Annotated in this window: 24 protein-coding genes and 1 rRNA gene; 6 read left to right on the plus strand and 19 right to left on the minus strand. The window is 50.8% G+C overall.

Annotated features, from left to right (window positions below):
- The 4 genes from KU854_RS23365 to rluD all read right to left on the minus strand — a co-directional run.
- Window positions 1-104: ribosomal RNA gene (locus tag KU854_RS23365) — 16S ribosomal RNA — on the minus strand; the annotation flags it as partial.
- Window positions 105-699: 595 nt separating this feature from the next.
- Window positions 700-3,273, minus strand: a complete 2,574-nt coding sequence (gene clpB / locus KU854_RS23370) for an ATP-dependent chaperone ClpB (RefSeq protein ID WP_218360675.1) — start codon at window positions 3,271-3,273, stop codon at window positions 700-702.
- Between the two features lie 111 nt (window positions 3,274-3,384).
- Entirely contained in the window at window positions 3,385-4,122 is a 738-nt protein-coding gene (pgeF, locus tag KU854_RS23375) for a peptidoglycan editing factor PgeF (protein WP_218360676.1), read from the minus strand.
- A 13-nt stretch (window positions 4,123-4,135) separates the two neighbouring features.
- Window positions 4,136-5,113: a 23S rRNA pseudouridine(1911/1915/1917) synthase RluD gene (rluD, locus tag KU854_RS23380; protein ID WP_218360677.1), complete on the minus strand. Its 978-nt coding sequence runs from the start codon at window positions 5,111-5,113 to the stop codon at window positions 4,136-4,138.
- Between the two features lie 196 nt (window positions 5,114-5,309).
- Between rluD and bamD the strand changes: the two genes are divergently transcribed.
- From bamD to pheA, 3 genes are all read left to right on the plus strand, one after another.
- Window positions 5,310-6,041 carry an outer membrane protein assembly factor BamD gene (gene bamD / locus KU854_RS23385; RefSeq protein ID WP_218360678.1) on the plus strand — a complete coding sequence of 244 codons (732 nt, stop codon included), beginning with the start codon at window positions 5,310-5,312 and terminating at the stop codon, window positions 6,039-6,041.
- Between the two features lie 376 nt (window positions 6,042-6,417).
- Window positions 6,418-6,762 (plus strand): ribosome hibernation-promoting factor, HPF/YfiA family, encoded by a 345-nt coding sequence (gene hpf, locus KU854_RS23390; RefSeq protein WP_054779908.1) that lies wholly within the window; start codon window positions 6,418-6,420, stop codon window positions 6,760-6,762.
- A gap of 272 nt (window positions 6,763-7,034) precedes the next feature.
- On the plus strand, window positions 7,035-8,204 hold the full coding sequence (pheA, locus tag KU854_RS23395; protein ID WP_218360679.1) for a prephenate dehydratase: 1,170 nt from the start codon (window positions 7,035-7,037) through the stop codon (window positions 8,202-8,204).
- A 73-nt stretch (window positions 8,205-8,277) separates the two neighbouring features.
- Here the strand turns inward: pheA and tyrA are convergent, their stop codons facing one another.
- The 10 genes from tyrA to ffh form a co-directional block, all read right to left on the minus strand.
- On the minus strand, window positions 8,278-9,405 hold the full coding sequence (gene tyrA / locus KU854_RS23400) for a bifunctional chorismate mutase/prephenate dehydrogenase (protein ID WP_218360680.1): 1,128 nt from the start codon (window positions 9,403-9,405) through the stop codon (window positions 8,278-8,280).
- A 5-nt stretch (window positions 9,406-9,410) separates the two neighbouring features.
- A complete protein-coding gene (locus KU854_RS23405; protein ID WP_218360681.1) occupies window positions 9,411-10,487 on the minus strand; it encodes a 3-deoxy-7-phosphoheptulonate synthase in 1,077 nt (358 codons plus the stop codon).
- A 263-nt stretch (window positions 10,488-10,750) separates the two neighbouring features.
- Window positions 10,751-11,122, minus strand: coding sequence for a DUF2799 domain-containing protein (locus KU854_RS23410; RefSeq protein WP_255555710.1), 372 nt, complete (start codon window positions 11,120-11,122; stop codon window positions 10,751-10,753).
- A 76-nt stretch (window positions 11,123-11,198) separates the two neighbouring features.
- A complete protein-coding gene (locus KU854_RS23415) occupies window positions 11,199-11,783 on the minus strand; it encodes an HdeD family acid-resistance protein (RefSeq protein ID WP_054779906.1) in 585 nt (194 codons plus the stop codon).
- A 219-nt stretch (window positions 11,784-12,002) separates the two neighbouring features.
- Window positions 12,003-12,677, minus strand: a complete 675-nt coding sequence (gene yjjG, locus KU854_RS23420) for a pyrimidine 5'-nucleotidase (RefSeq protein ID WP_218360682.1) — start codon at window positions 12,675-12,677, stop codon at window positions 12,003-12,005.
- Between the two features lie 130 nt (window positions 12,678-12,807).
- Window positions 12,808-13,161 carry a 50S ribosomal protein L19 gene (rplS, locus tag KU854_RS23425; protein ID WP_054779905.1) on the minus strand — a complete coding sequence of 118 codons (354 nt, stop codon included), beginning with the start codon at window positions 13,159-13,161 and terminating at the stop codon, window positions 12,808-12,810.
- A gap of 26 nt (window positions 13,162-13,187) precedes the next feature.
- Window positions 13,188-13,943: a tRNA (guanosine(37)-N1)-methyltransferase TrmD gene (gene trmD, locus KU854_RS23430; protein ID WP_218360683.1), complete on the minus strand. Its 756-nt coding sequence runs from the start codon at window positions 13,941-13,943 to the stop codon at window positions 13,188-13,190.
- Between the two features lie 37 nt (window positions 13,944-13,980).
- A complete protein-coding gene (gene rimM, locus KU854_RS23435) occupies window positions 13,981-14,508 on the minus strand; it encodes a ribosome maturation factor RimM (RefSeq protein WP_218360684.1) in 528 nt (175 codons plus the stop codon).
- Between the two features lie 30 nt (window positions 14,509-14,538).
- Window positions 14,539-14,787, minus strand: a complete 249-nt coding sequence (gene rpsP, locus KU854_RS23440) for a 30S ribosomal protein S16 (RefSeq protein WP_218360685.1) — start codon at window positions 14,785-14,787, stop codon at window positions 14,539-14,541.
- A 220-nt stretch (window positions 14,788-15,007) separates the two neighbouring features.
- A complete protein-coding gene (gene ffh / locus KU854_RS23445) occupies window positions 15,008-16,384 on the minus strand; it encodes a signal recognition particle protein (RefSeq protein WP_218360686.1) in 1,377 nt (458 codons plus the stop codon).
- Between the two features lie 250 nt (window positions 16,385-16,634).
- Here ffh and KU854_RS23450 point away from each other — a divergent pair, with 250 nt between their 5' ends.
- Window positions 16,635-17,432 carry a cytochrome C assembly family protein gene (locus KU854_RS23450; RefSeq protein ID WP_218360687.1) on the plus strand — a complete coding sequence of 266 codons (798 nt, stop codon included), beginning with the start codon at window positions 16,635-16,637 and terminating at the stop codon, window positions 17,430-17,432.
- 91 nt (window positions 17,433-17,523) lie between these two features.
- A complete protein-coding gene (locus KU854_RS23455) occupies window positions 17,524-18,798 on the plus strand; it encodes an HlyC/CorC family transporter (RefSeq protein WP_218360688.1) in 1,275 nt (424 codons plus the stop codon).
- Between the two features lie 73 nt (window positions 18,799-18,871).
- Here the strand turns inward: KU854_RS23455 and KU854_RS23460 are convergent, their stop codons facing one another.
- The 5 genes from KU854_RS23460 to KU854_RS23480 all read right to left on the minus strand — a co-directional run bounded on the left by KU854_RS23460 (window position 18,872) and on the right by KU854_RS23480 (window position 24,207).
- Complete coding sequence (locus KU854_RS23460) at window positions 18,872-19,972, minus strand: ABC transporter ATP-binding protein (protein WP_218360689.1); 1,101 nt, start codon at window positions 19,970-19,972, stop codon at window positions 18,872-18,874.
- A 6-nt stretch (window positions 19,973-19,978) separates the two neighbouring features.
- Entirely contained in the window at window positions 19,979-20,860 is an 882-nt protein-coding gene (locus tag KU854_RS23465) for a carbohydrate ABC transporter permease (protein WP_218360690.1), read from the minus strand.
- Window positions 20,847-21,752: a carbohydrate ABC transporter permease gene (locus KU854_RS23470; RefSeq protein ID WP_218360691.1), complete on the minus strand. Its 906-nt coding sequence runs from the start codon at window positions 21,750-21,752 to the stop codon at window positions 20,847-20,849. Before KU854_RS23470 ends, KU854_RS23465 begins: the two co-directional genes overlap by 14 nt.
- 82 nt (window positions 21,753-21,834) lie before the next feature.
- Window positions 21,835-23,082, minus strand: coding sequence for an ABC transporter substrate-binding protein (locus KU854_RS23475; protein WP_218360692.1), 1,248 nt, complete (start codon window positions 23,080-23,082; stop codon window positions 21,835-21,837).
- A gap of 66 nt (window positions 23,083-23,148) precedes the next feature.
- Window positions 23,149-24,207 carry a LacI family DNA-binding transcriptional regulator gene (locus tag KU854_RS23480; RefSeq protein WP_218360693.1) on the minus strand — a complete coding sequence of 353 codons (1,059 nt, stop codon included), beginning with the start codon at window positions 24,205-24,207 and terminating at the stop codon, window positions 23,149-23,151.
- 308 nt (window positions 24,208-24,515) lie between these two features.
- On the opposite strand from KU854_RS23480, the gene KU854_RS23485 reads away from it, so the two are divergent.
- Window positions 24,516-25,751 (plus strand): YbiU family protein, encoded by a 1,236-nt coding sequence (locus tag KU854_RS23485; RefSeq protein WP_218360694.1) that lies wholly within the window; start codon window positions 24,516-24,518, stop codon window positions 25,749-25,751.
- Window positions 25,752-25,911 lie beyond the last annotated feature (160 nt).

Here is a 25,911-nt window from a genome sequence, read left to right on the forward strand (position 1 = left end):
CGCTCGCCACCCAGGGAACAAGTTCCCCTGTGCTGCCGCTCGACTTGCATGTGTTAGGCCTGCCGCCAGCGTTCAATCTGAGCCATGATCAAACTCTTCAATTAGAATTTTGGCTCAACGAATACTGATATAAATTGACTGTGCCGATAACTCCGAAGAGTTTCGTTTGGTCACTCAGTTCGTTGATAAATCTTTTTGTCTATCAATGACGAGTGCCCACACAGATTGCATTGGTCAAATTGTTAAAGAACGTTGACTTAAGAAGCTTTGCTTCTCACCGTCAGGGCTGCGAATTCTACGCTGCCAGGCGATGAAGTCAAGAAGAAATTTTGAGACTTTTCAACGTTGCTTTCGCAACCTGCAAAACGTCTTGTTGACTTGCCTCGGAAGGCTTATCACTTTGACTCAGAACGCTTGCCGCTTGTTGGCGCCATGCTCCGTGTCAGTGAGGTCGCATTATAGGGAGCTTCAAAAACTTGGCAAGGGCTTTTCGGAAGTTTTTTATGAAAAAAGTCGACTTTGAATGCGTTTTACTCGAAAGCCTTATTTCCACACATTGTACTCACACCAATCACACAAAAGCCTGTGGATAAGTTTTGTTTTACCTCCTCATTTGCATGAGGATAATCCTAGTCGTGCTCGAGGCTATATAAAGAAAAGAGGTCACGAGGACCTCTTTTACTGTTGGTGAAGCTGCTACTACTGCACTGCTTTTATCTGACCGTCTTCTACTATCAGTTTCACAGGTAGCCCCGGTTTTATATCACCGCGCAGAATAGACTGCGCCAATGGGTTCTCTACACTTTGTTGAATAGCCCGCTTCAATGGACGCGCACCATACACTGGGTCAAAGCCTTCATCAGCAATCATAGTCAGCGCTTCATCGGTCACTTCTAACACCAGATCACGCTCAGCCATTCGCTGTGCTAGGTGTGCAAGCTGGATTCCGGCAATTGACTTGATGTGCTCCTGACCTAGTGGGTGGAAGACAACAGACTCGTCGACGCGGTTGATAAACTCAGGTCGGAAGTGCTTGCTCACCACATCCATGACCATGGCTTTAATACCGTGATAATCGAGATCACCGAAGTGTTCCTGAATACGATCTGATCCCAGGTTAGAGGTCATGATGACAACCGAGTTGCGGAAGTCGACCGTACGACCTTGGCCATCTGTCAGACGGCCATCATCCAGCACTTGCAGAAGCAGGTTAAACACATCAGGATGCGCCTTCTCAACTTCATCCAACAAAATGACCGAGTAAGGACGACGACGAACCGCTTCTGTCAGGTACCCCCCCTCTTCATAGCCCACATAACCTGGGGGCGCACCGACCAAGCGAGCTACGGAGTGTTTCTCCATAAACTCGGACATATCGATACGCACCATGGCATCGCTGCTGTCGAACATAAACTCAGCCAGTGATTTACACAGCTCAGTTTTACCCACACCGGTAGGGCCAAGGAACAGGAACGAACCGATTGGACGGTTTGGATCTGCCAGACCAGCACGGCTGCGGCGAATGGCGTTAGCAACAGATGTCACGGCTTCTTCCTGACCAATCACGCGATCATGCAGTTCGTCTTCCATCTTAAGCAGTTTTTCTTTCTCGCCTTCCAGCATCTTGGCAACCGGGATACCAGTCTGGCGAGACAACACCTCTGCGATTTCCGCGTCAGTCACACGGTTTTTCAGCAGTGTCATTTCCTGCATTTCCGCCTGACTTGCCAGATCCAGTTGTTTCTCTAACTCTGGGATGCGACCGTATTGCAGTTCAGACATACGGTTCAAGTCACCTGCACGGCGGGCGATCTCCAAATCGGTACGAGCCTGCTCTAGCGCACTCTTAATATGTTGGGTTCCGGAAAGCGCCGCTTTCTCAGCATTCCACACTTCTTCAAGCTCTGCGTATTCGCGCTCTTTCTCGTCAATTTCGCTTTGCAGGGTTTCCAGGCGCTTTTTACTTGCATCATCGTTTTCTTTCGCCAGTGCTTGCTGCTCAATCTTCAGTTGGATCAAGCGACGCTCCAGACGGTCTAGCTGCTCTGGCTTAGAGTCAATCTGCATACGGATGCTGGAAGCCGCTTCATCAATCAAGTCGATAGCTTTATCCGGCAGTTGGCGATCGGAAATATAGCGGTGCGACAAACTTGCCGCCGCAACAATCGCAGGGTCAGTAATTTCTACTGCATGGTGCAATTCATAACGTTCTTTCAGGCCGCGCAGGATTGCAACGGTATCTTCCACCGTTGGCTCATCCACCAGCACTTTTTGGAAGCGACGCTCAAGGGCTGCATCTTTTTCCACGTACTGACGGTACTCGTCCAGTGTAGTCGCACCCACACAGTGCAACTCACCACGCGCTAGCGCAGGTTTGAGCATGTTACCTGCATCCATTGCGCCTTCTGCTTTACCTGCCCCCACCATGGTGTGGATCTCATCGATAAACAGAATGACATTGCCTTCTTCTTTTGCCAGTTCATTGAGAACAGACTTCAGGCGCTCCTCAAACTCACCGCGGTATTTGGCTCCCGCAACCAGTGAACCCATGTCCAGAGACAATACACGTTTGTTGCGAAGACCTTCCGGCACTTCACCATTTACGATGCGCTGCGCCAGTCCTTCTACAATCGCAGTTTTACCCACGCCCGGCTCACCGATGATCACTGGGTTGTTTTTGGTGCGGCGTTGCAAAACCTGCACAGTACGGCGGATTTCTTCATCACGGCCGATCACAGGGTCAAGCTTGCCCTGCTCTGCTTTTTCGGTCAGATCGATGGTGAATTTTTCCAGCGCCTGACGCGCTTCTTCAGCATTGGGATCATTGATAGCCTGACCACCGCGAACTTTATCGATCGCGTCTTCCACTTTTTTGGTGGTCAGCCCCAAACTTCTCAGCAGCTCACCCAGAGGCCCTTTGTCTTCTACAGCGGCCAGGATAAACAGCTCAGAAGAGATGTATTTGTCTTTGCGCTTTTGCGACAACTTGTCACACATGTTGAAAAGCATACCCATGCCATGGGATAGCTGAACATCACCGCCAGTGCCGGTGACTTTCGGCAGCTTGTCGAGCATTTCACTCAGGCTCGAGCGCAGTTGGGTTAGATCAACATTGAGCAGTGTCATCAGGGGACGGATAGTGCTGCTGTCCTGGTTGAGGAGAGACACCATCAAGTGAACAGGCTCGATATATTGATTATCGCGCCCTAAAGCCAGTGACTGAGCGTCAGAAATGGCTAATTGGAATTTGCTGGTAAATCGGTCAAGGCGCATAGCCTCCCCCCTTTAATTCATTCGATAAAAACTTTGTGTGTTGCTTATCGAAAAAATGGGAGCGGCTATGGCTGTTTTCAAGTGAACTGGCGAAATATTTATCGCTACAGGTCAGCGGTTTTCTGAACTGATCCAGATGCACGTTGCCTGTCGACCGGTAACGCTTTCTCTGCGATAGGAAAAGAACCGGGTTGGTTCAGAAACAGTACAAAGATCGCCGCCATATACCTGCGTGATACCGGCAGCAGCCAACCGACGTCGGGCAAGGAGATAGATATCTGCAAGCCAGCGGTCGTTGTGCGCAGTAAACGCAATGCCTGAGCCTTCATCGTGCGCAATAAACTGCTCGCGGACTTCGCCGCCCACTTCAAACGCAGAAGGGCCAATAGCAGGACCGAGCCATGCCATGACCTTGCTGCTGTCATCGAAATGGGAAAGGGTTTGCTCGAGGACACCGTTGACAAGACCACGCCACCCCGCATGCGCCGCAGCGACCTGGGTACCTTCCTCATTGCAGAAAAGCACCGGCAGGCAATCCGCTGTCATCACCACACAGACTTCACCTTGCGCATCGGTAAAGGATGCATCTGCATCCGGTACCTGCACACATGACAGAGGCAGTGTCACTACCTCTGTACCATGGATCTGATTAAGCCAGGCTGGTGACCTTGGCATTGCCATCGTCTTGGCCAGACATTCACGGTTTTCGGCGACAACCGCCGGATCGTCCCCAACATGATCACCCAAATTCAGGCTGTCATAAGGCGCTCGGCTAAAACCACCACTACGCGTCGTACTGATGGCTTTAACATTTAATGGCGCGGGCCAATCCGGTGTTATCCAATCCATGAAATCGTTCCAATCAGTAATCTTGATCGCCATGTTCCAAAGTATCTGCGCGCAGTACTTCGGTCAGCGCCACCATGTCATCTGGAACTGGCGCATGCCATTCCATCAATTCTTTGGTGGTTGGGTGCTCAATTCGCAGCATCACCGCATGAAGCGCCTGACGGTCGAACTTACGCAGACCCTGAATCAGTTCATCACCTGCGTTACGAGGCGGACGTGGACGGCCACCGTAAAGCTGGTCACCAACCAATGGATGGTTCAGGTATGCCATGTGAACACGGATCTGGTGAGTACGGCCTGTTTCCAGACGCAGACGCAGACGGGTGTGTGCACGGAAGTGCTCAACCACTCGGTAGTGGGTGATTGCCGGTTTACCCAGCTCCTGCACTGCCATATGGGTGCGTTTGGTTGAATGACGGCCAATCGCCTTCTCAATTGTACCGCCGCCCGTCATGGTGCCAATGGCAATCGCTTCGTATTCACGGGTGAATTTCTTACGTTTTTGCAGCGCGCGCACCAAACGGGTCTGGGTTGGGATGTTCTTCGCTACCACCATCAAACCGGTGGTGTCTTTATCCAGACGGTGAACGATACCTGCACGCGGCACTTCTGCGATGTCAGGGTAATGGTAGAGCAGTGCGTTCAGCACTGTACCATCCGGACAACCCGCACCTGGGTGAACCACCAGGTCACGTGGCTTGTTGATCACGATAATATCGTCATCTTCATAAACGATGTTCAGTGGGATGTCCTGTGCTTCCCAACGCTGTTCGTCTTCGATTTCCGCCTGAACGACGATGGCTTCGCCACCCATCATTTTCAGACGCGGTTTGTTGACGATCTCACCATCGACACTTACTTTGTCGGCCAGAATCCATTCTTTGATGCGGGATCGGGAATAATCCGGGAACAACTCTGCCAATGCCTGATCCAGACGCTGACCCAGTTGATTCTCATTTACTGTACTGATTAACTCTAACTGCTGTGCCATAACGAACTTTTTGATTCTCAATGAGACTAATACCAAGTAGCGTACTGCTAAGCCCTAGGGCTTGGTCACGTTTACCAGTTGGTATTATATTTGGTCGATGGGTAGAATAGCCCACAATCGCGCCATTGTAGCTTTTTGCGGCTGACTCCGTAATGGCAAAGGCTGAAAATATTCTTTCAAGGAAGCACCTGTAGTAATGAAACGCCTTACTCTCTCCTCTTTACTTGCCATTTCTGTGCTGGCCGGATGTTCAAGCACAGAAGAAGTTGTGCCTGATATCCCGCCATCAGAGCTGTATCAGGAAGCACAGGTTTCACTCAATGAAGGCAGTTGGAATAACGCTATTCAGAAACTGGAAGCACTTGACTCCCGCTATCCGTTTGGTGCGTATTCAGAGCAGGTGCAGCTGGATTTGATCTATGCCTACTACAAAAACGATGATCTGGCTTTAGGCGAAGCCACCATCGACCGCTTTATGCGTATGAACCCAGGTCATCCGCAAATTGACTGGGTACTCTATATGCGCGGCCTGACAAACATGGCGCAGGACAGAAGCTTTATCCACGATATGCTGAATATGGATCGTGAAGATCGCGACCCAGAGCCAGCCCGCCGTGCGTTTATAGACTTCCGCCGTCTTCTGGACAGATACCCTGACAGTGAGTACGCCGCAGATGCCGCCAAGCGTCTAATCGCGTTGAAAAACCGCTTGGCCGACTATGAACTGGCAACCGCTGATTTTTACGTACGCCGCGAAGCCTGGATTGCCGTGATCAACCGCTGTCAGCAAATCCAACGTGATTTTCCGGATACCGATGCGGCGAAAAGATCGCTGCCATTGATGCTCAAGGCATATGAAGAGCTGAAACTGGAAGAGCCGGCACAGCGTACCCGCGAGCTGATGAAACTGAACAACGTCAGCGCGTAAGCGCTTCAAGCCGACAGAAAACGCCGAATAACAAAAAAGCAGCCATGAGCTGCTTTTTTCATTTAAGGCATGTGTGTTTTGGATGTCCAGGTCAAAAGATGCACTGTTGAAATCTTCACCACATCCTTCTTTAGCACGAACAAAATCCCTAACGTACCGTGTTCGCTAGCGACCTTAACCTACTCATCTTGCAACACATATCATCAGGGGTTCAAGCACTTTTCGACCAGAATCGGCCAGAGTTAAAGACAGGATCACAAATCCTCAGACAGAAAAAAAATCACGCCATAAAGGTGATAATGATCACATTAATTCAATACCAGAAACGTAATCTGAAAGTGAGCCCAGCAAAGGGCAAGCAAAAGAGGAAACATCTATGAGAGTAGAAATTACTGGTAAAAACATCGACATCACTGCCGCCATTCGTGACCGCATTACGTCTCGCTTTGAAAAGTTGGAAAAGTGGCAAGTCGCTCTCATTAACCCTCATGCCGTGATCAGTGAAGAACCGGGTAACAAATTTAAAATTGAAGCGGGAGTAATGATCCCGGGTGCGAAGCTGATTGCTTCTGCTGAACACGATGACATGTATGCCGCCATCAATGAAGTGGGTCAAAAGCTGGAGAAACAGCTGAACAAACAGGCTCACAAAGGCGAAGCGCGCCGCGCAAGCCACGCTGAACTCCCTGCAGAAGAATCAGAATCTGAAGAAGTTGCATAAGATAAACAAGAGGCCCCTATCCGTCAGCCCCGCTTAAAGCGGGGCTGATTCGTCTTGACATGACAACGCCGCCCCAATATGGTTGAACAATAATTGAACCAATAAGATAACGTATCGATGACGCCAACAACTCCATTTTTCTTTCGCTTCTTTTTCCGCTTCTGACGAGGTGGGGCGTAAGGACGAGCATCGATAGCGGCAAATCCCGAAAGCCTCCCTCAATCAGGGAGGTTTTTTCGTTTTGGGCGTAGCATTACAAGCAGGAACAAGGAATGAGTAAACCAACACTTTCACTGGATGAAATTCGGGTCAATGTCAGCCGGATTGATCAAGAGTTATTGGCCCTTTTGGCAGAGCGCCGAAAGCTGAGCCTTGAAGTTGCAAAGAGTAAGATCCAGACACAAAAGCCTGTCCGCGATGTAGAACGAGAGCAGGCACTGTTGGAAAAGCTGGTGGCCAATGGCAAAACCCACGAACTGGATCCACAGTATGTGACCAAAATCTTCCATACCATCATTGAAGACTCCGTCCTCTATCAACAAGCCTTCCTGCAGCGTCTTGCCAACCCGGAAAACGAGCAGCCTCTGGCCCGTGTCTCTTTTCTCGGTGGTAAAGGCTCATACTCTAATCTTGCTGCCCGTAATTTTTTTGCGCGTAAACACACCAAACTCGCCGAAATTCAGTGCCAGAGCTTCAAAGAAGTGTTGGACATGGTGGAGACCGGCAATGCTGACTACGGCGTACTGCCGATTGAAAACACCAGCTCAGGTTCGATCAACGACGTCTACGACCAGCTGCAGCACACCCGGCTGTCGATTGTGGGGGAAATCACCCAACCGATTGAACACTGCCTGCTGACAGCTGTTGACACTGATATCGATAAAATCGAGGTGCTCTATTCCCACCCGCAGCCACACCAGCAGTGCAGTGAGTTTTTACGTTCCTTGGGAGACATTAAACAGGAGTATTGCTCAAGCACCGCTGAAGCAATGAAAGAAGTGGCAGCCCTTGCCAGCCCGTCTGTTGCCGCTATTGGAAATGCCTCCAGCGGAGAGCTGTACGGACTCAAACCACTCAAGTTTGGTATTGCCAACCAGCAGGAGAACCACACCAGATTTATTGTGGTGGCACGTAAGCCCGTTGAAGTGACCGCACTCATTCCGGCCAAAACCACGTTCATTATGTCGACTGGCCAGACTGCAGGTTCTTTGGTGGAATGCCTGCTGGTATTGCGTAACCACGGCATCAATATGACCAAGCTGGAGTCGCGACCTGTTCTGGGCAACCCATGGGAAGAGATGTTTTACGTCGATGTCGAAGGCAATATGCGCACCGATGTGATGAAAGCTGTTCTAGAGGAGCTGACAAAAATCACACGTTATATCAAGGTACTGGGATCGTACCCGATCGAAAACGTCGCCCCGACTGAAATTGATGTTTAACCCCAAATGACAAAGGAGCCTTCAGGCTCCTTTGTCATATCTATCCCTTCACCAAACCAATCCACCAAACTAATCAACTACGGTGTGCAGTGTCATTGGCTTGCCGTAACAACGCCTGACTTTCTTTCATAAAGCGGGGGGCAAACTCCCCAAACCAGTTTTCAACTTGGTTAAAGGCGCTGATAAAACCTTCTTTGTCTTTAGCATCCAACAGTTCAATTGCTTCACCAAAGCGTGCGTGGAAGCGTTTGATCATGTCGATATTTTGCGGTGATGACATAATGATATCAGCATAAAGCTGGGCATCTTGCACAAACAACCGACCGACCATCGCCAATTCCAAACGGTAAATCGGTGAACTCAACGCCGTAAGTTGCTCAAGGTTCGGGTTCTCTTCGGCAAGGTGCAGGCCGTAGACGAATGAGGTGAAGTGACGAAGCGCCTGAATCAGCGTCATGCCCTGATCATGCTCAATCGCACTGATACGGTGAAGGCTCGCACCCCAAATTCGAAACTGCTCCAACAACCATTGGTAGGCTTCAGGATTTCGGCCATCACAGTAAACAATCACCTGCTTGGCCAGACTCGAAATATCCGGGCCAAACATAGGATGCAGACCGACTACCGGTCCTTTGTGCGATTCAAGCATCGCCTGCAGAGGTTCACTCTTGATGGAGGTTAAGTCCGCCAGAATGCAATCGTCTGGCAACTTGCCCAAAGAACGGATTACACCGTCCGTTTTATGGATAGGCACGGTTACAACCACCATACCTGCATCACTCAGCATCGCGTCTGCGTTATCCCAATCTTGGGAGCCAAGCACTTTGACGTCGTAACCAGACAGTCGGAACAGTTTGCAGAACAGTTTACCCAACTGACCATTACCACCAACGACCACAACAGAGCGTAATTCAGGATTCAGGCACTTAAAGCCTGAATCATTTTCACTGGCATAGGATTCACGCATGGTACGGCGCAGAATATCCTCAATCAGATCGGGTGGTATCCCTTTCGACGCAGCTTCTTCTCGGCGGGAGGCCAACATAGCCGCTTCCCTGTCTGGGGCATAAATGGGCAAGCCGTGTTTACTTTTCACTTCGCCCACTTTCGCAACCAGCGCGAGACGACGCGCCAGCAACTCGACCATTTGTTTATCAACCTCGTCAATCTGATCCCGAAGCTGGGTTAACTCTGCAACCATGTGACTTAGTGTCCTTTTAAACGTTGTTCAAGAAAGGGGCTCAGTTCTTCATGCGCCCTGCGCAGTAAGGTTTCAGTATCTTGCCAGTTGATACAGGCATCAGTAATGGATACACCGTAGGCCATTTCCTGACGTGGCAGATCTGCCGACTGATTCCCTTCATTGATATTACTTTCAATCATCAGACCAATGATAGAGGTGTTCCCCTCACGGATTTGATGGAATACATCTTCCGCGACCAGCGGCTGGCGGCGGAAATCTTTGCGTGAGTTAGCATGGCTGCAGTCTACCATCAGTGAAGGTGCTAACCCTGACTGAATCATCTCATTTTCGCATTCGTTCACAGAGACTGAGTCATAGTTTGTCTGCTTGCCGCCACGCAATATGACGTGTCCGTCAGGGTTGCCCTGGGTAGTGAGCAATGCGACCTGTCCTTCTTTGTTTATCCCCATGAACCTGTGGCCGGAAGCCGCCGCTTTCATTGCATTGATGGCGGTACCCAAGCTGCCATCGGTACCATTTTTAAAACCGATAGGCATGGAAAGGCCACTTGCCATTTCACGGTGGGTCTGGGATTCCGTGGTGCGTGCGCCAATCGCCGCCCAACTGAAGAGATCACCAATGTACTGTGGGCTAATTGGATCCAACGCTTCGGTTGCCAGTGGCAGCCCCATATCAGCCAGGGTGATAAGAAGTTCACGCGCTTTGTGAAGCCCAGCTTCTACATCAAAAGACCCGTCTAAGTTGGGATCATTGATTAACCCTTTCCAACCAACAGTGGTACGGGGTTTTTCAAAGTAAACACGCATCACGATGTAAAGTTGGTCACTGAGCGATTCAGAGAGAACTTTGAGTTTCTTTGCGTACTCGATTGCCGCATCGGTGTCGTGAATAGAACATGGCCCACACACCACCAGAAGACGGTGGTCTTTTTTATGGATGATATTGGCAATGTCCTGACGGGCTCTTGAAATGAAATCAAGCGTCTGGGCTTTTACCGGCAGCTTTTTTCGCAACTGTTCCGGCGTGATAAGTACGGTTTCGTCCTGAATATGGACGTTGGTAAGCAGGTCTCTTTCCATGACAAACTTCCTTTTGAATTATTTTTCGCAGCGAGTGGACATTTTCTACGCGACTGTTGGACACAATAACAGCCTCAATGACGATTGCAAGCCATCGTAAATAAAAAATAACAGTGTAAATATATTTTTACAAACCAGGAAAGGCACCCAATATTTAGGGAATACTGCACGAAAAATCAAAACTAATGTGTAACGATAAGATGACGAAATAGAAAAAAGCCACCTTAGGTGGCTTTTTTATTCTTACTGGAATTAAATGGAAATCAGAAGGTTTGATCAGCAGACTGAAAATCTTCAAAACCACGTTGCCATTCCATCTGGAAACGCAAACCGTCCGGCAGATAAGAGCACACACCTAGGTATTGCATACCAGACAAACCGATGTCATAGGCATTGCCCACATCGCAGTAACGATCAATGCCTTCGTTATATCCGGCTTCGTATTCGTTCACATCAACGTTATCAACGCCAGCGCGTTGTGCCAATTCTTCCAGATCCGTCATTGACCGTGATGGCAATCCGCGAACACCATCCTGCTCGCCGACAGCTTGCCATTTGCCTTCCTTGACCAGAGACTCTGCATTTTGCACCGCGGCACAGCCTACCATCAGCAGCATCACCAATGACGCTAGCATTTTCTTCACCATACTGATCCTCAGTCTTTGTCAGGGAAAAACAGCACTATATACCCAATTATCTGCACTTCACAGGTCAGGACGGCATGTTGTCAGCTTTCAATCCCTTCAGTTTCAGGGACAAGGCAACAAACAAAACCCCAAACACAAAAGCATACATAGCGATCACCCATACCAAAGCCGCTGCACCCGCAGCAGGGCTTGCCATCAGGAAACCACCGAACAGGATAGACAAAATGCCCCCTAGGATAAGCATCCACTCGCCTTTGATCTCTTTACGCAAACGGACAGCAGTGATGATTTCCAATACCCCTTTGACCACCGCCCAAATTGCGATGTAGAACAGCAGTGCCACGGCAGTCAGTCCGGGAACGGAGAAAGTCATAATACCGGCAGCGATACCGACAACACCCCAAAGTAGAAGAACAACCCAGTTGTCGCGCTCTTTGCGCTCCATCAATGCTGTCCATACCTGCAGGGCACCGTCAATAAAGGCGAAAGCACCAAACACCAAGACCATGGTTTCAATCGACTCGCCAGGCGGCAGGGTCCAAAGTAAAAAACCGAAAATAATCGATGCAATACCCCGCAACAACAACACCCACCAGTTCCGGGATAACGCGCCCACCAATTGTTTTTGTAACGTTTCTGTTGGCTGCATAGCGCCGCTCCTCTCATCAAAAACAGCAATTTGATTGCCACAATAATCAGCAGGCTCTACCTGCTGACAGGAGTAAAGCGTATCTTTTGGCTCGCCGTTGTTCTATCTTTGCAACCCGAGAAATATGTTCGCGTTTTTGAAGGGAAATTATTCTGCCGACATAAAAAAACGGGGAAGAAAACTAGCGTTCTCTTCCCCGTATGGTGCGTTTTTTACCGCCTAACCTAGAAGCAGGCTGTGGATCTCCTGCCAAGAACGGGCAGTATGGGTAGGCATTACACCGTGCGGCAAAGGTTTATCATCGACATTCAGCCAACAGGTATCAATCCCGGCATTCTGGCCACCACGTATGTCGGAATCAGCATTGTCACCGACCATCAGGATACGTGATTTATCCGGCAGCCCAATCTGCGCAAACGTATGGTCGAAAATGGCAACATCCGGCTTTGCCACCCCAACTTCTTCCGAAATCACAATGTGAGAGAAGTATTCACTGAGGCCGGTTTTTTTCAGGCGGATTTGTTGTAACTGCACAAAACCATTGGTAATAATGCCAAGTTTTGCGCGCTGCGCCAGTGCTGGCAGCACTTCACGCACGCCCTCTAGTGGCTGGCAGATATCCGCCATCGCATCCAAAAAGCGGCTGTTCAGCTCGGCCGGGGATACATCCAGTCTTTCAGACCAGACCAGGAAGCGGTCTTCTTGCAATTGTTTGGCAGAAATTTCACCGTCTTGGTATTTCACCCACAGCGGTTTGTTCACAGTCTGGTATTCGGCAAAATCCTGCTCGCTAAAATCAACACCTAAACCTGCAAACATCACCTTGAGACCCGCGAAAGCATCAAAAGAAAACAGGGTCTCGTCAGCATCAAATAGTATCCAATCGTATCGCACGTAATTTCTCCTTAATTTGGGCGCATTATGGCATGGCGATGCTTCGACAAAAACGAAAACGCAGAAAAAGAAAAAGCCCGTCTTTTCAGACGGGCTTTCTGTCCCTTTCGGGGTATAAACGCCGGAGCGATTATTTCTTAGCCAGACGCTCTTTGATACGAGCTGCCTTACCAGAACGCTCACGCAGGTAGTACAGTTTGGCACGACGTACTGCACCGCGGCGCTTAACAGTAATGCTGTCAACAACTGGTGAGTGAGTTTGGAATACACGCTCAACGCCTTCACCGTTAGATACTTTACGTACGGTGAATGCAGAGTGTAGACCACGGTTACGCTTAGCGATTACAACGCCTTCGTAAGCCTGCAGACGAGAACGCTCGCCTTCTTTAACTTTAACTTGAACGACAACAGTGTCACCTACGTTGAACGCAGGAACGTCTTGTTTAAGTTGCTCATCTTCGAGCGCTTTGATGATGTTACTCATTTTCTATACCCTAGAATAAACTGATACTAAATATCTTTAGGTACTTGTCTGTGTTCGTTAATGAACTCAGCAAGCAGTAATTCCTGTTCGTCAGTCAGAGCTAGGTTTTCCAGGAGCTCTGGTCTTCTGAGCCAGGTACGGCCCAGCGATTGTTGTAATCGCCAGCGGCGAATGTCCTTATGGTTTCCAGATTTCAGTACCGCAGGCACTTCCAATCCATCCAACACTTCAGGACGTGTGTAGTGAGGGCAATCGAGCAAGCCATTTGCGAAAGAATCTTCTTCCGCTGACGCAAAGTCTCCCAGTACACCCGGCACAAACCGGGCAACCGCATCAACCAAGGTCATGGCTGGCAGTTCACCACCACTGAGCACAAAATCCCCGATAGACCATTCTTCATCGACTTCGGTTTGTATAATGCGCTCATCTACCCCTTCGTAGCGTCCACAGATAAGAATCAGGTTCTCGTTCTGCGCCAGCTCCTCAACACCTGCTTGGTCAAGCTTTCGGCCTTGAGGGGAAAGGTAAATCACTTTCGCCTTGCCATCAGCGGCGTTCTTGGCAGCGTGAATGGCGTCGCGCAAAGGCTGCACCATCATCAACATGCCCGGGCCTCCACCATATGGGCGGTCATCAACCGTCCGGTGTTTGTCGTGAGTAAAATCGCGGGGATTCCACGTTTCTACTTCGAGCAGGCCTTTTTTCACCGCCTGGCCAGTTACCCCAAATTCAGTAACAGCACGGAACATTTCAGGAAAAAGGCTGATAATACCAACCCACATTTTTCCGCTCCTATTGCTTTAAATGTTACTGGGGGAATTAAAATCCAGGATCCCAGTCAACTTCGATCCGTTGAGCAGAGCGATCAATCGCCTTGATGACTTGCCCATCGAGGAACGGTACTAATCGTTCCTTCTGTCCGAAAGCATCTTTCGGGTTAGCTGCAATAACCAGTACGTCATTAGAGCCGGTTTCCAGAATGTCAGTAACTTTACCCAGGTTGTAACCTTTGGTGGTCACTACTTCCATTCCGTACAGTTCGCGCCAGTAGAATTCTTCATCTGACAGCGACGGCAACGCTTCTGCATTAATTGCAATTTCAGCATTTGTCAGAGCCTGGGCGTCTTCACGCTGATCCAGACCTTTCAACTTGCCTACATAACCCTGACCGTGGCGTTTCCAGTCTTCAAGACCGAACTCCTGCCACTCGCCACGCACCTTGATAAACCAAGGTGAGTAACTGAAGATGTTTTCGGCATTTTCAGTGTAAGAAAAAACTTTGAGCCAGCCACGGATGCCATAAGAAGCACCTAGCTTGCCTACTACAACCTTTTCTTGCTCACTCATTTCTTTTTCTTCAACCCTGAGACTGTTCAATTACGCAGCTTTAGCAGCGTCTTTGATCAGTTTTGCTACGCGGTCAGAAACAGCTGCACCTTCGCCAACCCAGTGGTTAACGCGGTCCAGGTCCAGACGCAGTTTCTCTTCTTGACCCTGTGCAACTGGGTTGAAGAAGCCTACTTTCTCAATGAAGCGACCGTCGCGAGCTGTGCGGCTGTCTGCAACAACGATTTGATAGAATGGACGCTTTTTCGCGCCGTGACGTGCCAAACGAATGGTAACCATATCGTCCTCTTTGCATTACTGAATAAAATTGGCCCCGTGCTAATACGGGGCCTCGTGCCAAAATAAAGCTCCGGAATTTTACGCTTTCTGTGATCGAATGCAACTGCTTTAGCCAAAAAAGCATCAGCTAAAACCGTCATTCAATCACTTAGCGAATCCCTTTGCTTTATTATCAATTAGGTGGATTACTCCCCCTAACAGAATACGGTTTGTATGCAGATTAACGCGGGAACATTCCGCCGCCACCACCCATGCCGCCCATCATGCCTTTCATATTGCGCATCATGTTCTTCATGCCGCCCTTCTGCATCTTCTTCATCATCTTCTGCATCTGGGTGAACTGCTTAAGCAGGCGGTTAACGTCCTGTACCTGGGTACCGGAACCGGCAGCGATACGCTTCTTGCGTGAACCTTTAATCAGGTCTGGGCGCGCGCGCTCTTTTGGTGTCATGGAGTTGATGATGGCTTCCATCTGAACAAACATTTTGTCGTCCACCTGGTTTTTCACATCATCCGGCAGGTTCGACATGCCCGGCAGCTTGTCCAGCATGCCCATCATGCCGCCCATGTTCTTCATCTGCTGCAGCTGGTCGCGGAAGTCCTGAAGGTCAAAACCTTTCTTCTCTTTAAACTTCTTCGCCAGTTGCTCAGCTTTGTCTTTGTCGACGTTACGCTCAAGATCTTCGATCAGAGACAGAACGTCACCCATGCCCAGAATACGGCTGGCTACACGGTCAGGGTGGAATGGCTCCAGTGCGTCAGTTTTCTCACCTACACCCAGGAACTTAATTGGCTTGCCGGTAATGTGACGCACAGACAGTGCTGCACCGCCACGGGCATCACCATCGACTTTGGTCAGAACCACACCGGTCAGCGGCAGCGCATCGTTGAACGCTTTCGCCGTGTTCGCCGCATCCTGACCTGTCATGGCGTCAACCACGAACAAGGTTTCAATTGGGTTGATGGCAGCATGGACGTCTTTGATTTCGTCCATCATCTCTTCGTCGACGTGCAGGCGACCTGCGGTATCGACAATCACGACGTCATAGAATTTGAGCTTGCCATGCGCCACTGCCGCCTTGGCAATGTCTACTGGCTTTTGGTCAGGCGTTGACGGGAAGAAGTCGATACCAACGTCCTGGGACAGGGTTTCCAGCTGTTTGATCGCCGCAGGGCGATAAACGTCGGCAGACACCACCAGCACTTTCTTCTTGTGACGCTCTTTAAGCATCTTACCCAGTTTGCCGACACTGGTAGTTTTACCCGCACCTTGCAGACCTGCCATCAGCACCACAGCTGGCGGCTGAGTTGCCAGATCCAGCTCAGTGTTGGAGTCGCCCATGACCGCTTCAAGTTCAGTGCGGACAATCTTGATAAACTCCTGACCCGGTGTCAGGCTTTTTGATACTTCAAGGCCAACCGCACTTTCTTTTACACGGCTGACAAAATCACGCACTACTGGCAGCGCGACGTCAGCTTCCAGCAGCGCCATGCGCACTTCACGCAGCGTGTCCTTGATATTGTCGTCTGTCAGTCGACCACGGCCGCTGATGTTTTTCAGCGTACGGGATAAACGATCTGTTAAGTTCTCAAACATGTCCTACTCGCTCTCTACGCGACGGCGCCACGTGCATCAGTGGCAATAAACACAAAAATTTGCGCGATTATATCGCAATATTGCTTTAGCTTACATGCTGGCTTGAATGTTAGTTTTAAAGCCTGAAAATGAAATTTCATTCAGGTTTGCAAGCGGCGAAACAGGTTTAAGCCTTGCACCAATAGCGACGAATTGTTGTGCAGGGTATACTAACTGCTTTCTTTTTTGACGCGATGTTGTTGAAAGACACATGGATATCTTTTTAGCACTCACGGCTGCGGTACTTTACGGTGCGGCACTATTACAAATCATTCCCGGCTTGTCTGGCCCTAATCAGATCCCGGCCCGCTCGGTATTTTTGAGTGCCTGCGGCGCACTGGTGCTGCACGCCTATTTATTGTCTGATTTGATCCTTTCCAATAGCGGCCAAAACCTCAGTATTCTCAATGTCGCTTCGTTGATCAGCTTTATCATTGCCACCATCACCACCGGCCTGATGTTCAAAATGCGGGTATGGGTGCTTCTGCCAGTGGTGTACAGCTTCTCTGCCATTAATGTTGCTGCCTCTACGTTGTTGCCAGGTGCGTTTATTACCCATCTGGAAGCCAACCCTGAAGTGCTGCTGCACATTTCCCTGGCTCTGTTTTCTTATGCCACGCTGATGATAGCGACCCTTTATGCCATTCAACTGGCATGGCTGGATTACCAGCTTAAAAGTAAGAAGCGGCTGGTTATCAACCCCAACGTGCCGCCACTGATGGCGGTGGAGCGCCAGCTTTTCAATATCATCCTTATTGGTGAAATCCTGCTGACCCTGACCTTGCTGACCGGCTTTTTCTTTGTGCACGACATCCTTGCACAGGGCAAAGCACACAAAGCCGTATTGTCGGCTCTGGCTTGGGTGGTTTATGGCGTATTGCTATGGGGACACTACCGCTCAGGCTGGCGAGGTCGCCGTGTTATCTGGATTAGTATCGTCGGTGCCTTTTTGCTGACACTGGCCTATTTTGGCAGCCGTTTCGTACGCGAAGTGATTATCGCCAGTTAGACAATAGAAAGAATTTGCGCCTCAGTGTTTGACACAGGCGCAGATTCTTGCCCTTAATTAGGACTGAACCAACCTAGAAGGAACTTGCAATTTGGACGACATATCGACGGGCACGTTAACGTCCCTTTTGGTATTGCTCATCGTCATATCCGCGTATTTCTCCGGTTCGGAAACCGGCATGATGGCGTTAAACCGCTACCGGTTACGACACCTTTCCAACCAAGGACACAAAGGTGCCAAGCGTGTTGAGAAACTGCTTGAGCGCCCAGACAGGCTGATTGGCCTGATCCTCATCGGCAATAATCTGGTTAATATCCTTGCCTCTGCTATCGCCACCATCATAGGTATGCGCCTGTATGGCGATCTTGGTGTCGCCATTGCAACCGGCGGCCTGACCATGGTGGTGCTGGTGTTTGCAGAAGTGACACCGAAAACCCTGGCCGCCCTCTATCCAGAGCGCGTTTCCTACATCAGCAGCCCTTTGCTCAGCTTTTTGATGAAAGCGCTTTACCCGCTGGTATGGCTGGTCAACGGTATCACCAATAGCTTTCTCAGAATCATGGGTCTTGCCACCAGCCATGACGGTAAAAACCACTTGAGTACGGAAGAATTGCGAACCGTGGTAAACGAGGCAGGCAGCCTTATTCCCCGCCGCCACCAGGATATGCTGTTGTCTATTCTTGAGCTTGAAGAAGTCACCGTTAATGACATCATGGTGCCGCGCAATGAAATCACCGGCATTAATGTCAATGATGACTGGAAAGCGATTATGCGCCAGCTCACCCACGCACCACACGGGCGCATGGTGCTTTACCGTGACACCATTGATGAAGTAGTGGGCATGCTCAGGGTGCGCGAAGCCTACCGCATCATGGTGGAAAACGAATTCAACAAGGAAAACCTGCTGCGTGCTGCCGATGAGGTGTACTACATTCCTGAAAGTACCCCGCTTAACGTGCAAATGGTTAAATTCCAGCGCAACAAATCCCGCATTGGTTTAGTCGTCGACGAATACGGCGAAATCATTGGCCTGGTTACCCTGGAAGATATTCTGGAAGAGATTGTGGGGGAATTTACCACCTCACTATCACCGAGCCTTGCCGATGAGATCACTGCCCTGCCCGATGGCAGTTACATGATTGAAGGCAGCGCCAATATCCGTGACCTGAACAAGAGCCTCAATTGGGAGTTGCCTACCGATGGGCCAAGAACCCTCAATGGCCTGATTCTGGAACACCTTGAAGATATCCCTTCCAACTGCCTGAGCATTGAAGTTGAAGGTCACCAGATGGAAATCATCGAGGTGGCGGAAAATATGATCAAACAGGTCAAGATCCTGCCCGTTCCTAAAAACGCCAGAGTTTAAGCCAGCTGCCGGAGTTTGATGACAAGGGAAAGCTCAACCAGAGTGATAAAAAATGCTCCCGAGGGAGCATTTTTTATCGGATGCGTTTACCCGTTTCTTTATCAAAGACCACCAGTTTGTCTGCATCAAACTGCAACGAGGTCACATCCCCCGCTTTCAGTCCAGCATTGGCAGACATCCTCGCCACCACTTCCTTCCCGCCGATAGACGTGATCACATAGGTATCGGCGCCGGTCGGCTCTGTCACATCCACCCGGCAACGCAAAGTGGATACGCCTGTGTCTGCAGTTTCGGTAATGTCTTCCGGACGCACACCCAGCAACACGTTTTTCCCATCGTAGGCGGAAAGCTCTGTGAAGCCACGGGAAAGGGTCATGTTCTGCATTCCTTCAAAGCCTTCTATTTGCACCGTGGTAGATTGCGCATCCGCCGACTCAACCTTTGCTTCAATCAGGTTCATAGAAGGGCTGCCCATAAAGGTCGCCACAAAGGTGTTAGCCGGGTCACCATAAACCTCTGCCGGTGAACCAAGTTGCTGCAGCTCGCCGTCTTTCATCACAGCTATCTTGGTCGCCAGCGTCATGGCCTCAATCTGGTCATGGGTGACGTAGACAATGGTGGCATTCAGGCGCTGGTGCAGACGTTTGATTTCCGTGCGCATATCCACACGCAACTTGGCGTCCAGATTTGAAAGCGGTTCATCAAACAGGAAAATTTTCGGGTCGCGTACCAGTGCCCGCCCCATGGCGACCCGCTGGCGTTGCCCGCCGGACAGTTGCCCAGGTTTACGTTTAAGCAGGTGTTCAATCTGCAGCATGGCAGAAACTTCACCGATTTTACGCTCACGCTCCGGCTTGGGAACGTTGCGCATTTCAAGGCCAAAGGAGATATTCTGTCCTACTGTCATGTTCGGATACAGGGCATAGGACTGGAACACCATGGCAATATCGCGATCTGCCGGATGCAGGTCATTGATCACCACATCCCCAATTTTGACCTCTCCGTCACTGATCCCATCCAGCCCGGCAATCATGTTCAACAAGGTGGATTTACCACAGCCCGACGGGCCTACCAACACCAGAAAATCACCATCATCAATGGCAATATCTATCCCTTTTAAAACCTCAATCTGACCGAAGCGCTTCTTTACATTATTAAGAGTGAGAGATGCCATTCAAACTTATCCTTTTACTGAACCCGCCATCAGGCCGCGAACGAAATAGCGCCCGGCCAGCACATAGACCAACAGTGTTGGCAATGCTGCGATCATGGCTCCGGCCATGTGTACGTTGTATTCCTTTACCCCGGTGGATGAGTTCACCAGGTTGTTCAGCGCCACTGTGATAGGCGCGGTATCGCCCGCGGCAAACGAGGCCCCGAACAGAAAGTCATTCCAGATATTGGTGAACTGCCAGATGATGGTGACCACGATGATCGGCCCTGAACTTGGCAGCAGGATGCGGAAAAACATGCGGAAGAACCCGGCACCGTCAATCATCGCCGCGCGGATAAGCTCGCTCGGGAATGCCTCGTAATAGTTACGGAAAAACAAGGTGGTAAAACCCAGCCCATATATCACGTGTACCAACACCAGCCCGGATGTCGTATTGGCTAGCCCCAGAATACCGAGCACCTGACTCATCGGCACCAGCACGACCTGGAAAGGAATAAAGCAGCCGAACAACATCAGGCCAAATACCCACTTATGACCGGGGAAGCGCCATTTGGTCAGTACATAACCGTTAAGTGCCCCAAGCATGGTAGAGAGCAAAACCCCCGGCACCGTTATGGCGATGGAGTTGACAAAATACCCGCTGATCCCTTCACAGGTCAGGCCGATACAGGCTGTCCCCCACGCGGATACCCAGGGTTGTACCGTCCACACTTCCGGCAGGGCGAGCATGTTACCCTGGCGGATCTCATCCAGCTCTTTGAACGAAGTCACCAGCATGACGAACAAAGGCAAGAGGTACATGCAGGCAAACACCAGCAAGGTGACATATATCAGCACCCGCCAGAACCGGGTGCCCTGAAACGGTGAGGAAATATCAGTGCTGGCCATGTTTGGGCTCCTTCAACTCGCTGTAAAGGTAAGGCACGATAATGGCCGCGATAGTCATCAGCATGATGATGGCACTGGCTGAACCCACGGCCATCTGGTTACGTGAGAAGGTGTAGGAGTACATAAAGGTGGCAGGCAATTCTGTGGCATTGCCCGGCCCGCCGCCGGTCAGCGCAATTACCAGGTCATAGCTCTTGATTGCCATGTGGGCCAGCACGATAAACGCACTGAGAAACACTGGGCGCAACTGGGGAATAATGATCCGCCGGTACATCTGAAACGCGGATGCTCCATCGAGTTGCGCCGCTTTTAACATTTCATTGTCGATACCACGAAGGCCGGCAAGGAACATGGCCATGACAAACCCGGAGGTTTGCCACACCCCGGCAATCACCACGGTGTATATCGCCATATCCGGGTTGATCAGCCAGTCAAAACTGAAACTGGTCCAGCCCAGCTCATGCATGGTTTTTTCCAGACCCAGTCCGGGGTTTAAAAACCACTTCCAGGCCGTCCCCGTCACGATGAAGCTCAATGCCATCGGGTAGAGGAAAATGGGTCGCAAACCGCCTTCAATACGGATTTTCTGATCCAGCAATATCGCCAGAAAAAGACCAAGCGCACAGCAAATCACAATGTAGAGAATGCCGAATGTCGCCAGGTTTTCCAGCGCAACCTGCCAGTTCAGACTGTTCCATAATTTCTCATAGGGGCGCAGGCCATCAATATTGTAGTTGGGCAGCATGCGCGAGCGGCTAAACGAGATATAAGTTGTCCAGACAATAAAGCCATAGACAAAAAACAAGATCAGCGCGAACGAGGGTGCAATAACGATTTTCGGCAGCAACTGCTGCCAGAACTGGCGGGAACTGTATTTTCCGGGAGAGGCCATAGTTGATCCTTCAATACGACAAGGCGCGACTATCAGATAACAAAAGAGGAAGGGCCCATGCCCTTCCTCCCCGCTTTTTCGCTTACTGCGCGTCCTGCACAGCTGCAACCAGTGCTTTGGTTGCCTGCTTGGAGTCCATGCCACCGTTAAAGTGGTTAGTCACCACGTCATAGACCGCATTTTTCACCGCTGCCGGTGCGGCATGGCCGTGAGCCATACTGCCGACAAGGGTGTCGTTCTTGTTGGCTTCAGCCAGATCCGCCATACCTTTCTTACCACAGGCATCAAAGGCTGCGTTGGAGACATCGGTACGGGCAGGGACAGAGCCTTTCACCACGTTGAATGCAGACTGGAATTCAGGCGACATGATGGCTTTTGCCATGGCTTCTTGCGCCTTGGAATCACCCACATCAAACATCACGAACTGGTCAGAGTTAAAGGTCACCATGCCCTGAGTACCCGGCATGCGGAAGCAGAGGAAATCCTCGTTCGGCACCTTACCGGCTTTGAGGAACTCCCCTTTCGCCCAGTCACCCATGATCTGCATACCGGCTTTGTCCTGGATCACCATGGCAGAGGCCAGGTTCCAGTCACGACCCGGGAAGTTTTTGTCCACATAACCGCGAAGCTGGGACATACGGTCGAACACTTTCACCATGGTGTCAGAGCCCAGCGCTTTCGGGTCGAGGTCAATCATGGCTTTCTTGTAGAAGTCGATGCCGCCGGTGGTTAACACCACGCCATCAAAAATGGTGGCGTCCTGCCATGCCTGACCACCGTGTGCCAATGGGATATAACCGGCCGCTTTGAGTTTCTCCAGGGTATCAATCAGCTCATCCCAGGTTTCAGGCTGCTTTGCGCCAACTTCATCGAGCAATTTCTTGTTCGCCCAGATCCAGTTGGTGGAGTGAACGTTTACCGGCGCAGAGACCCATTTGCCATCGTATTTAGCGAAACGTTGCAGCGCATTTGGCACCACATCATTCCAGCCTTCTTCTTTGGCGACACCATTGAGGTTGGCGACCACATCTTCCGCTGCCCAGTCCTGGATATCAAAACCCAGCATTTGAACTGCGGTTGGCGGATTGCCGGAGGAAACGCGCGCGCGCAGCACGGTCATCGCGTTACCGCCACCACCACCTGCTACCGGCATGTCCTGCCAGCCAATACCCTGACTGGCCAAATCGTCCTTTAACACGTTAAGCGCAGCTGCTTCACCGCCGGAGGTCCACCAGTGCAGAACCTCCACATCCTCTGCCTGCACGGCAGCCGCTGAAAACAGCAAAGTACCTGCGAGGGGCAGGGTTTGCATCATGTTGTTTTTCTTCATGATATATATCCCATTGTTGTCATTGACCTGCGTTTCACACAGTCTTCCTTTCCAAATTGGGAAAACCTAGGCCAGACCCCCAGCCCTTTCCCCCACCAAACAGCAAGACGAACGGACAACCAGCTCTACATCCACCAGCGCGTTGTCCGGTATCTGCTGGTTTTGCCGCCATTGCTGCAAGCGTTCTGTTGCCATTTGTGCAATATCTTCTGCCCGTACCCTGACGGTCGTCAGCGCTGGAGACATCAAACGGCTGTCTTCCAAATCATCAAAGCCCACCACGGCTATGTCCTTGCCCGGTGTGAGACCCCGCTCCCTGAGCGCGGTATAAACCCCATATGCCACCACATCGGTGAAACAGATCACCGCGGTGATGCTGTCGTCGCGATCCAGCACCCGGTTGACGGCAATCTTGCCCCCGTGACGCTTGGTCGAGCTGGTTTCTATGTCGTCCTCTTTGACCGCCAGTCCCGCTTCACGCATCGCATCTTTAAACCCTTCCCGACGCTCGACATAATCTGAGATAGAGGCCATTCCGCCCACAAAAGCAATGCGCTTGTGTCCCAGCCCAATCAGGTAGCGTGTAGCGACGTACATACCGCGGCGGTTATCCGGCTTGATGACGGGCACCGTCGCCCCTTCCACTTCCCGCATCAGGCAAATGAGCGGGTGCGCGTCAGCCAGTGCGCTAAGCCATTCCGCTTTTGTTTCCGGTGCCGGAGTCATAAAAAAACCCGCCACATTGTGTTCTTTCAGGGATTCCACCATGGTGGCCTGGCGTTCAACACTCTCGTTGATGTTCACTACTACCGGCATAAAACCCTGTTGCTCCAGCTCCCCTTCCAAGGCAATGATCACCTGCGCCAGATATGGGTTTGCCAGATCGTTGGCGACAATAGCCACCAGGTTGGACTCGCGGTTTCTGAGTCCTGCAGCATCACGGTTGTACACATACCCGAGTGCGCGAATCGCTTCATTCACCCTGGAGACGGTTTCGGCCTTCACATTGGTGCTGCCACGCAGCACCAGCGAGACAGTGGATTTCGACACCCCCGCCGCTTTTGCGACGTCAATGACCGTCACTTTCTGGCTACTGGAATGTACGGATTTTTTGCCCTTAACCACCCTCAGTCACCCCAAATTTCCAGCCCAGCCTGTTGCGCCCGGTGCGAAAAAAAATTTGCACTTCAATTACAAAAACCTGCGAGTGAAATGCGGCGAAGTTCAAAAAATAAACTGGAACGTTCCAATAAAGGTAGTATATTTGTGCAAATACGGTTGCAAAATCGTTAATTTCAGATGACGAAATCAGCCTTGGATCACACTCATGGTCAGTCGATCAGGCTGTTTAAGACCCGGATTGAATTGCTGCGCCTGAATGCCAAGACAGCTTGCCTGCAACCTTGGATGAAGCGCAGACGAAAGGAGGATGTATGGCACTTTCCACGGACAACATGCCGCAACAAATTCGCGACCTGAAGAAAATGCTCAGGGACAACATGCCCGACTACCGCGAGCGGTTTAAGCAGGTCAGTGAGGCAATGGAAGCAGAAGTTGCCCGCATCAAACAGGAAGAAGCGGCAGGTTCTGCGATCCCGCAGTTTGAATATGCTGATATTGCCGCGCACGGCTTTTCCGATGCACAGCGCGCCAAAGTACTGCAATCCGGGTGTTGCATTATCCGTCATACCCTGCCTGCGGATGAGGTTTCAGCGCACAACGAAGCGCTCTCCCGTTATATCATCGACAACGGTTACTACGATCACATCCCTACGGTTGAAGACAACTACTTCAGCCAGTTGAAATCGGACAAACCACAGATCTTCGGCATCTATTGGTCTCAGGCACAAATCTGGGCGCGCCAGCACCCGAATATGGCTGTTGCACGCCGCAACCTGAACCGCCTCTGGACCTGGCAGGAAGGCGACAAAACCTTTTTTGATCCCGACAGGGAAGCGAGTTACGCAGACCGGGTGCGCCGCCGCGAGCCGGGTGATGCGACTTTAGGACTTTCTCCCCATGTTGATTCTGGCTCTATCGAACGCTGGATCGAGCCTCACTACCGCGAGGTCTACCACGATGTGTTTTTCGGTGACTGGAAAAACTACCAGGCATTCCACGGGGCAAACCGCATCGAAGTGGAAGAGTATCCTTCCCCTGCAGTATGCAGCGTGTTCCGCACTTTCCAAGGCTGGGTAGCATTGACACCACAAGGTAAAGGCGACGGCACATTGCAAATGGTGCCATCTTCGCTGGCGATGCCTTACATGCTGCTGCGCGCGCTGCAGGATGATGTGCCAGAGGATGATTTGTGTGGCGCTGCACCCGGTCGCGCACTGACTGTTTCACCCAAATGGCACCCCTTGTTGCTGGAAGGGTTGGTTTCTATCCCGCAAATGCAGCCGGGAGATACCGTTTGGTGGCATCCGGACACCATTCATGCCGTAGAAGATAAGCACAATGGTACAGAGTACAGCAATGTGCTGTTTATCGGTGCCGCGCCGGATTGCGGCAAAAACCGCACCTTCCTTGCCAAACAACGGACGGCATTTTTAAACGGTGAAAGCTGCCCGGACTTTGCCCCGGAGCATCATGAAAAAAGTTACGCGGGACGCGCTACACTGGACGATCTGACAGAGCTTGGCCGACACCAGATGGGCTTTGAATAACCGTCAGGGTAAAACAGAAAAAGCGCCGACAACGGCTAATGCCAGTCAGTTAAGCTGACTGGCTTTCTTTTTATTGGGGTATTTCTTTGCCTTAGGCTTCACGGCTCTCGGGTATATTCGATCTTCTCGCTTAATGGGCAACACATGATGTATCGCCTCC

This window comes from Enterovibrio paralichthyis (assembly GCF_019209835.1).
Taxonomy (GTDB): Bacteria; Pseudomonadota; Gammaproteobacteria; order Enterobacterales; family Vibrionaceae; genus Enterovibrio; species Enterovibrio paralichthyis.

Coding starts and splice junctions, on each gene's coding strand:
- tyrA (WP_218360680.1), bottom strand. CDS start 9,405: ATGGTTGCAGAGTTAACCCAGCTTCGGGATCAGATTGACGAGGTTGAT.
- KU854_RS23485 (WP_218360694.1), top strand. CDS start 24,516: ATGGCACTTTCCACGGACAACATGCCGCAACAAATTCGCGACCTGAAG.
- rluD (WP_218360677.1), bottom strand. CDS start 5,113: ATGGCACAGCAGTTAGAGTTAATCAGTACAGTAAATGAGAATCAACTG.
- clpB (WP_218360675.1), bottom strand. CDS start 3,273: ATGCGCCTTGACCGATTTACCAGCAAATTCCAATTAGCCATTTCTGAC.
- hpf (WP_054779908.1), top strand. CDS start 6,418: ATGAGAGTAGAAATTACTGGTAAAAACATCGACATCACTGCCGCCATT.
- rpsP (WP_218360685.1), bottom strand. CDS start 14,787: ATGGTTACCATTCGTTTGGCACGTCACGGCGCGAAAAAGCGTCCATTC.
- KU854_RS23415 (WP_054779906.1), bottom strand. CDS start 11,783: ATGCAGCCAACAGAAACGTTACAAAAACAATTGGTGGGCGCGTTATCC.
- pheA (WP_218360679.1), top strand. CDS start 7,035: ATGAGTAAACCAACACTTTCACTGGATGAAATTCGGGTCAATGTCAGC.
- KU854_RS23405 (WP_218360681.1), bottom strand. CDS start 10,487: ATGGAAAGAGACCTGCTTACCAACGTCCATATTCAGGACGAAACCGTA.
- rplS (WP_054779905.1), bottom strand. CDS start 13,161: ATGAGTAACATCATCAAAGCGCTCGAAGATGAGCAACTTAAACAAGAC.
- KU854_RS23475 (WP_218360692.1), bottom strand. CDS start 23,082: ATGAAGAAAAACAACATGATGCAAACCCTGCCCCTCGCAGGTACTTTG.
- KU854_RS23450 (WP_218360687.1), top strand. CDS start 16,635: ATGGATATCTTTTTAGCACTCACGGCTGCGGTACTTTACGGTGCGGCA.
- trmD (WP_218360683.1), bottom strand. CDS start 13,943: ATGTGGGTTGGTATTATCAGCCTTTTTCCTGAAATGTTCCGTGCTGTT.
- KU854_RS23470 (WP_218360691.1), bottom strand. CDS start 21,752: ATGGCCTCTCCCGGAAAATACAGTTCCCGCCAGTTCTGGCAGCAGTTG.
- KU854_RS23465 (WP_218360690.1), bottom strand. CDS start 20,860: ATGGCCAGCACTGATATTTCCTCACCGTTTCAGGGCACCCGGTTCTGG.
- pgeF (WP_218360676.1), bottom strand. CDS start 4,122: ATGGATTGGATAACACCGGATTGGCCCGCGCCATTAAATGTTAAAGCC.
- rimM (WP_218360684.1), bottom strand. CDS start 14,508: ATGAGTGAGCAAGAAAAGGTTGTAGTAGGCAAGCTAGGTGCTTCTTAT.
- ffh (WP_218360686.1), bottom strand. CDS start 16,384: ATGTTTGAGAACTTAACAGATCGTTTATCCCGTACGCTGAAAAACATC.
- KU854_RS23410 (WP_255555710.1), bottom strand. CDS start 11,122: ATGCTAGCGTCATTGGTGATGCTGCTGATGGTAGGCTGTGCCGCGGTG.
- KU854_RS23460 (WP_218360689.1), bottom strand. CDS start 19,972: ATGGCATCTCTCACTCTTAATAATGTAAAGAAGCGCTTCGGTCAGATT.
- bamD (WP_218360678.1), top strand. CDS start 5,310: ATGAAACGCCTTACTCTCTCCTCTTTACTTGCCATTTCTGTGCTGGCC.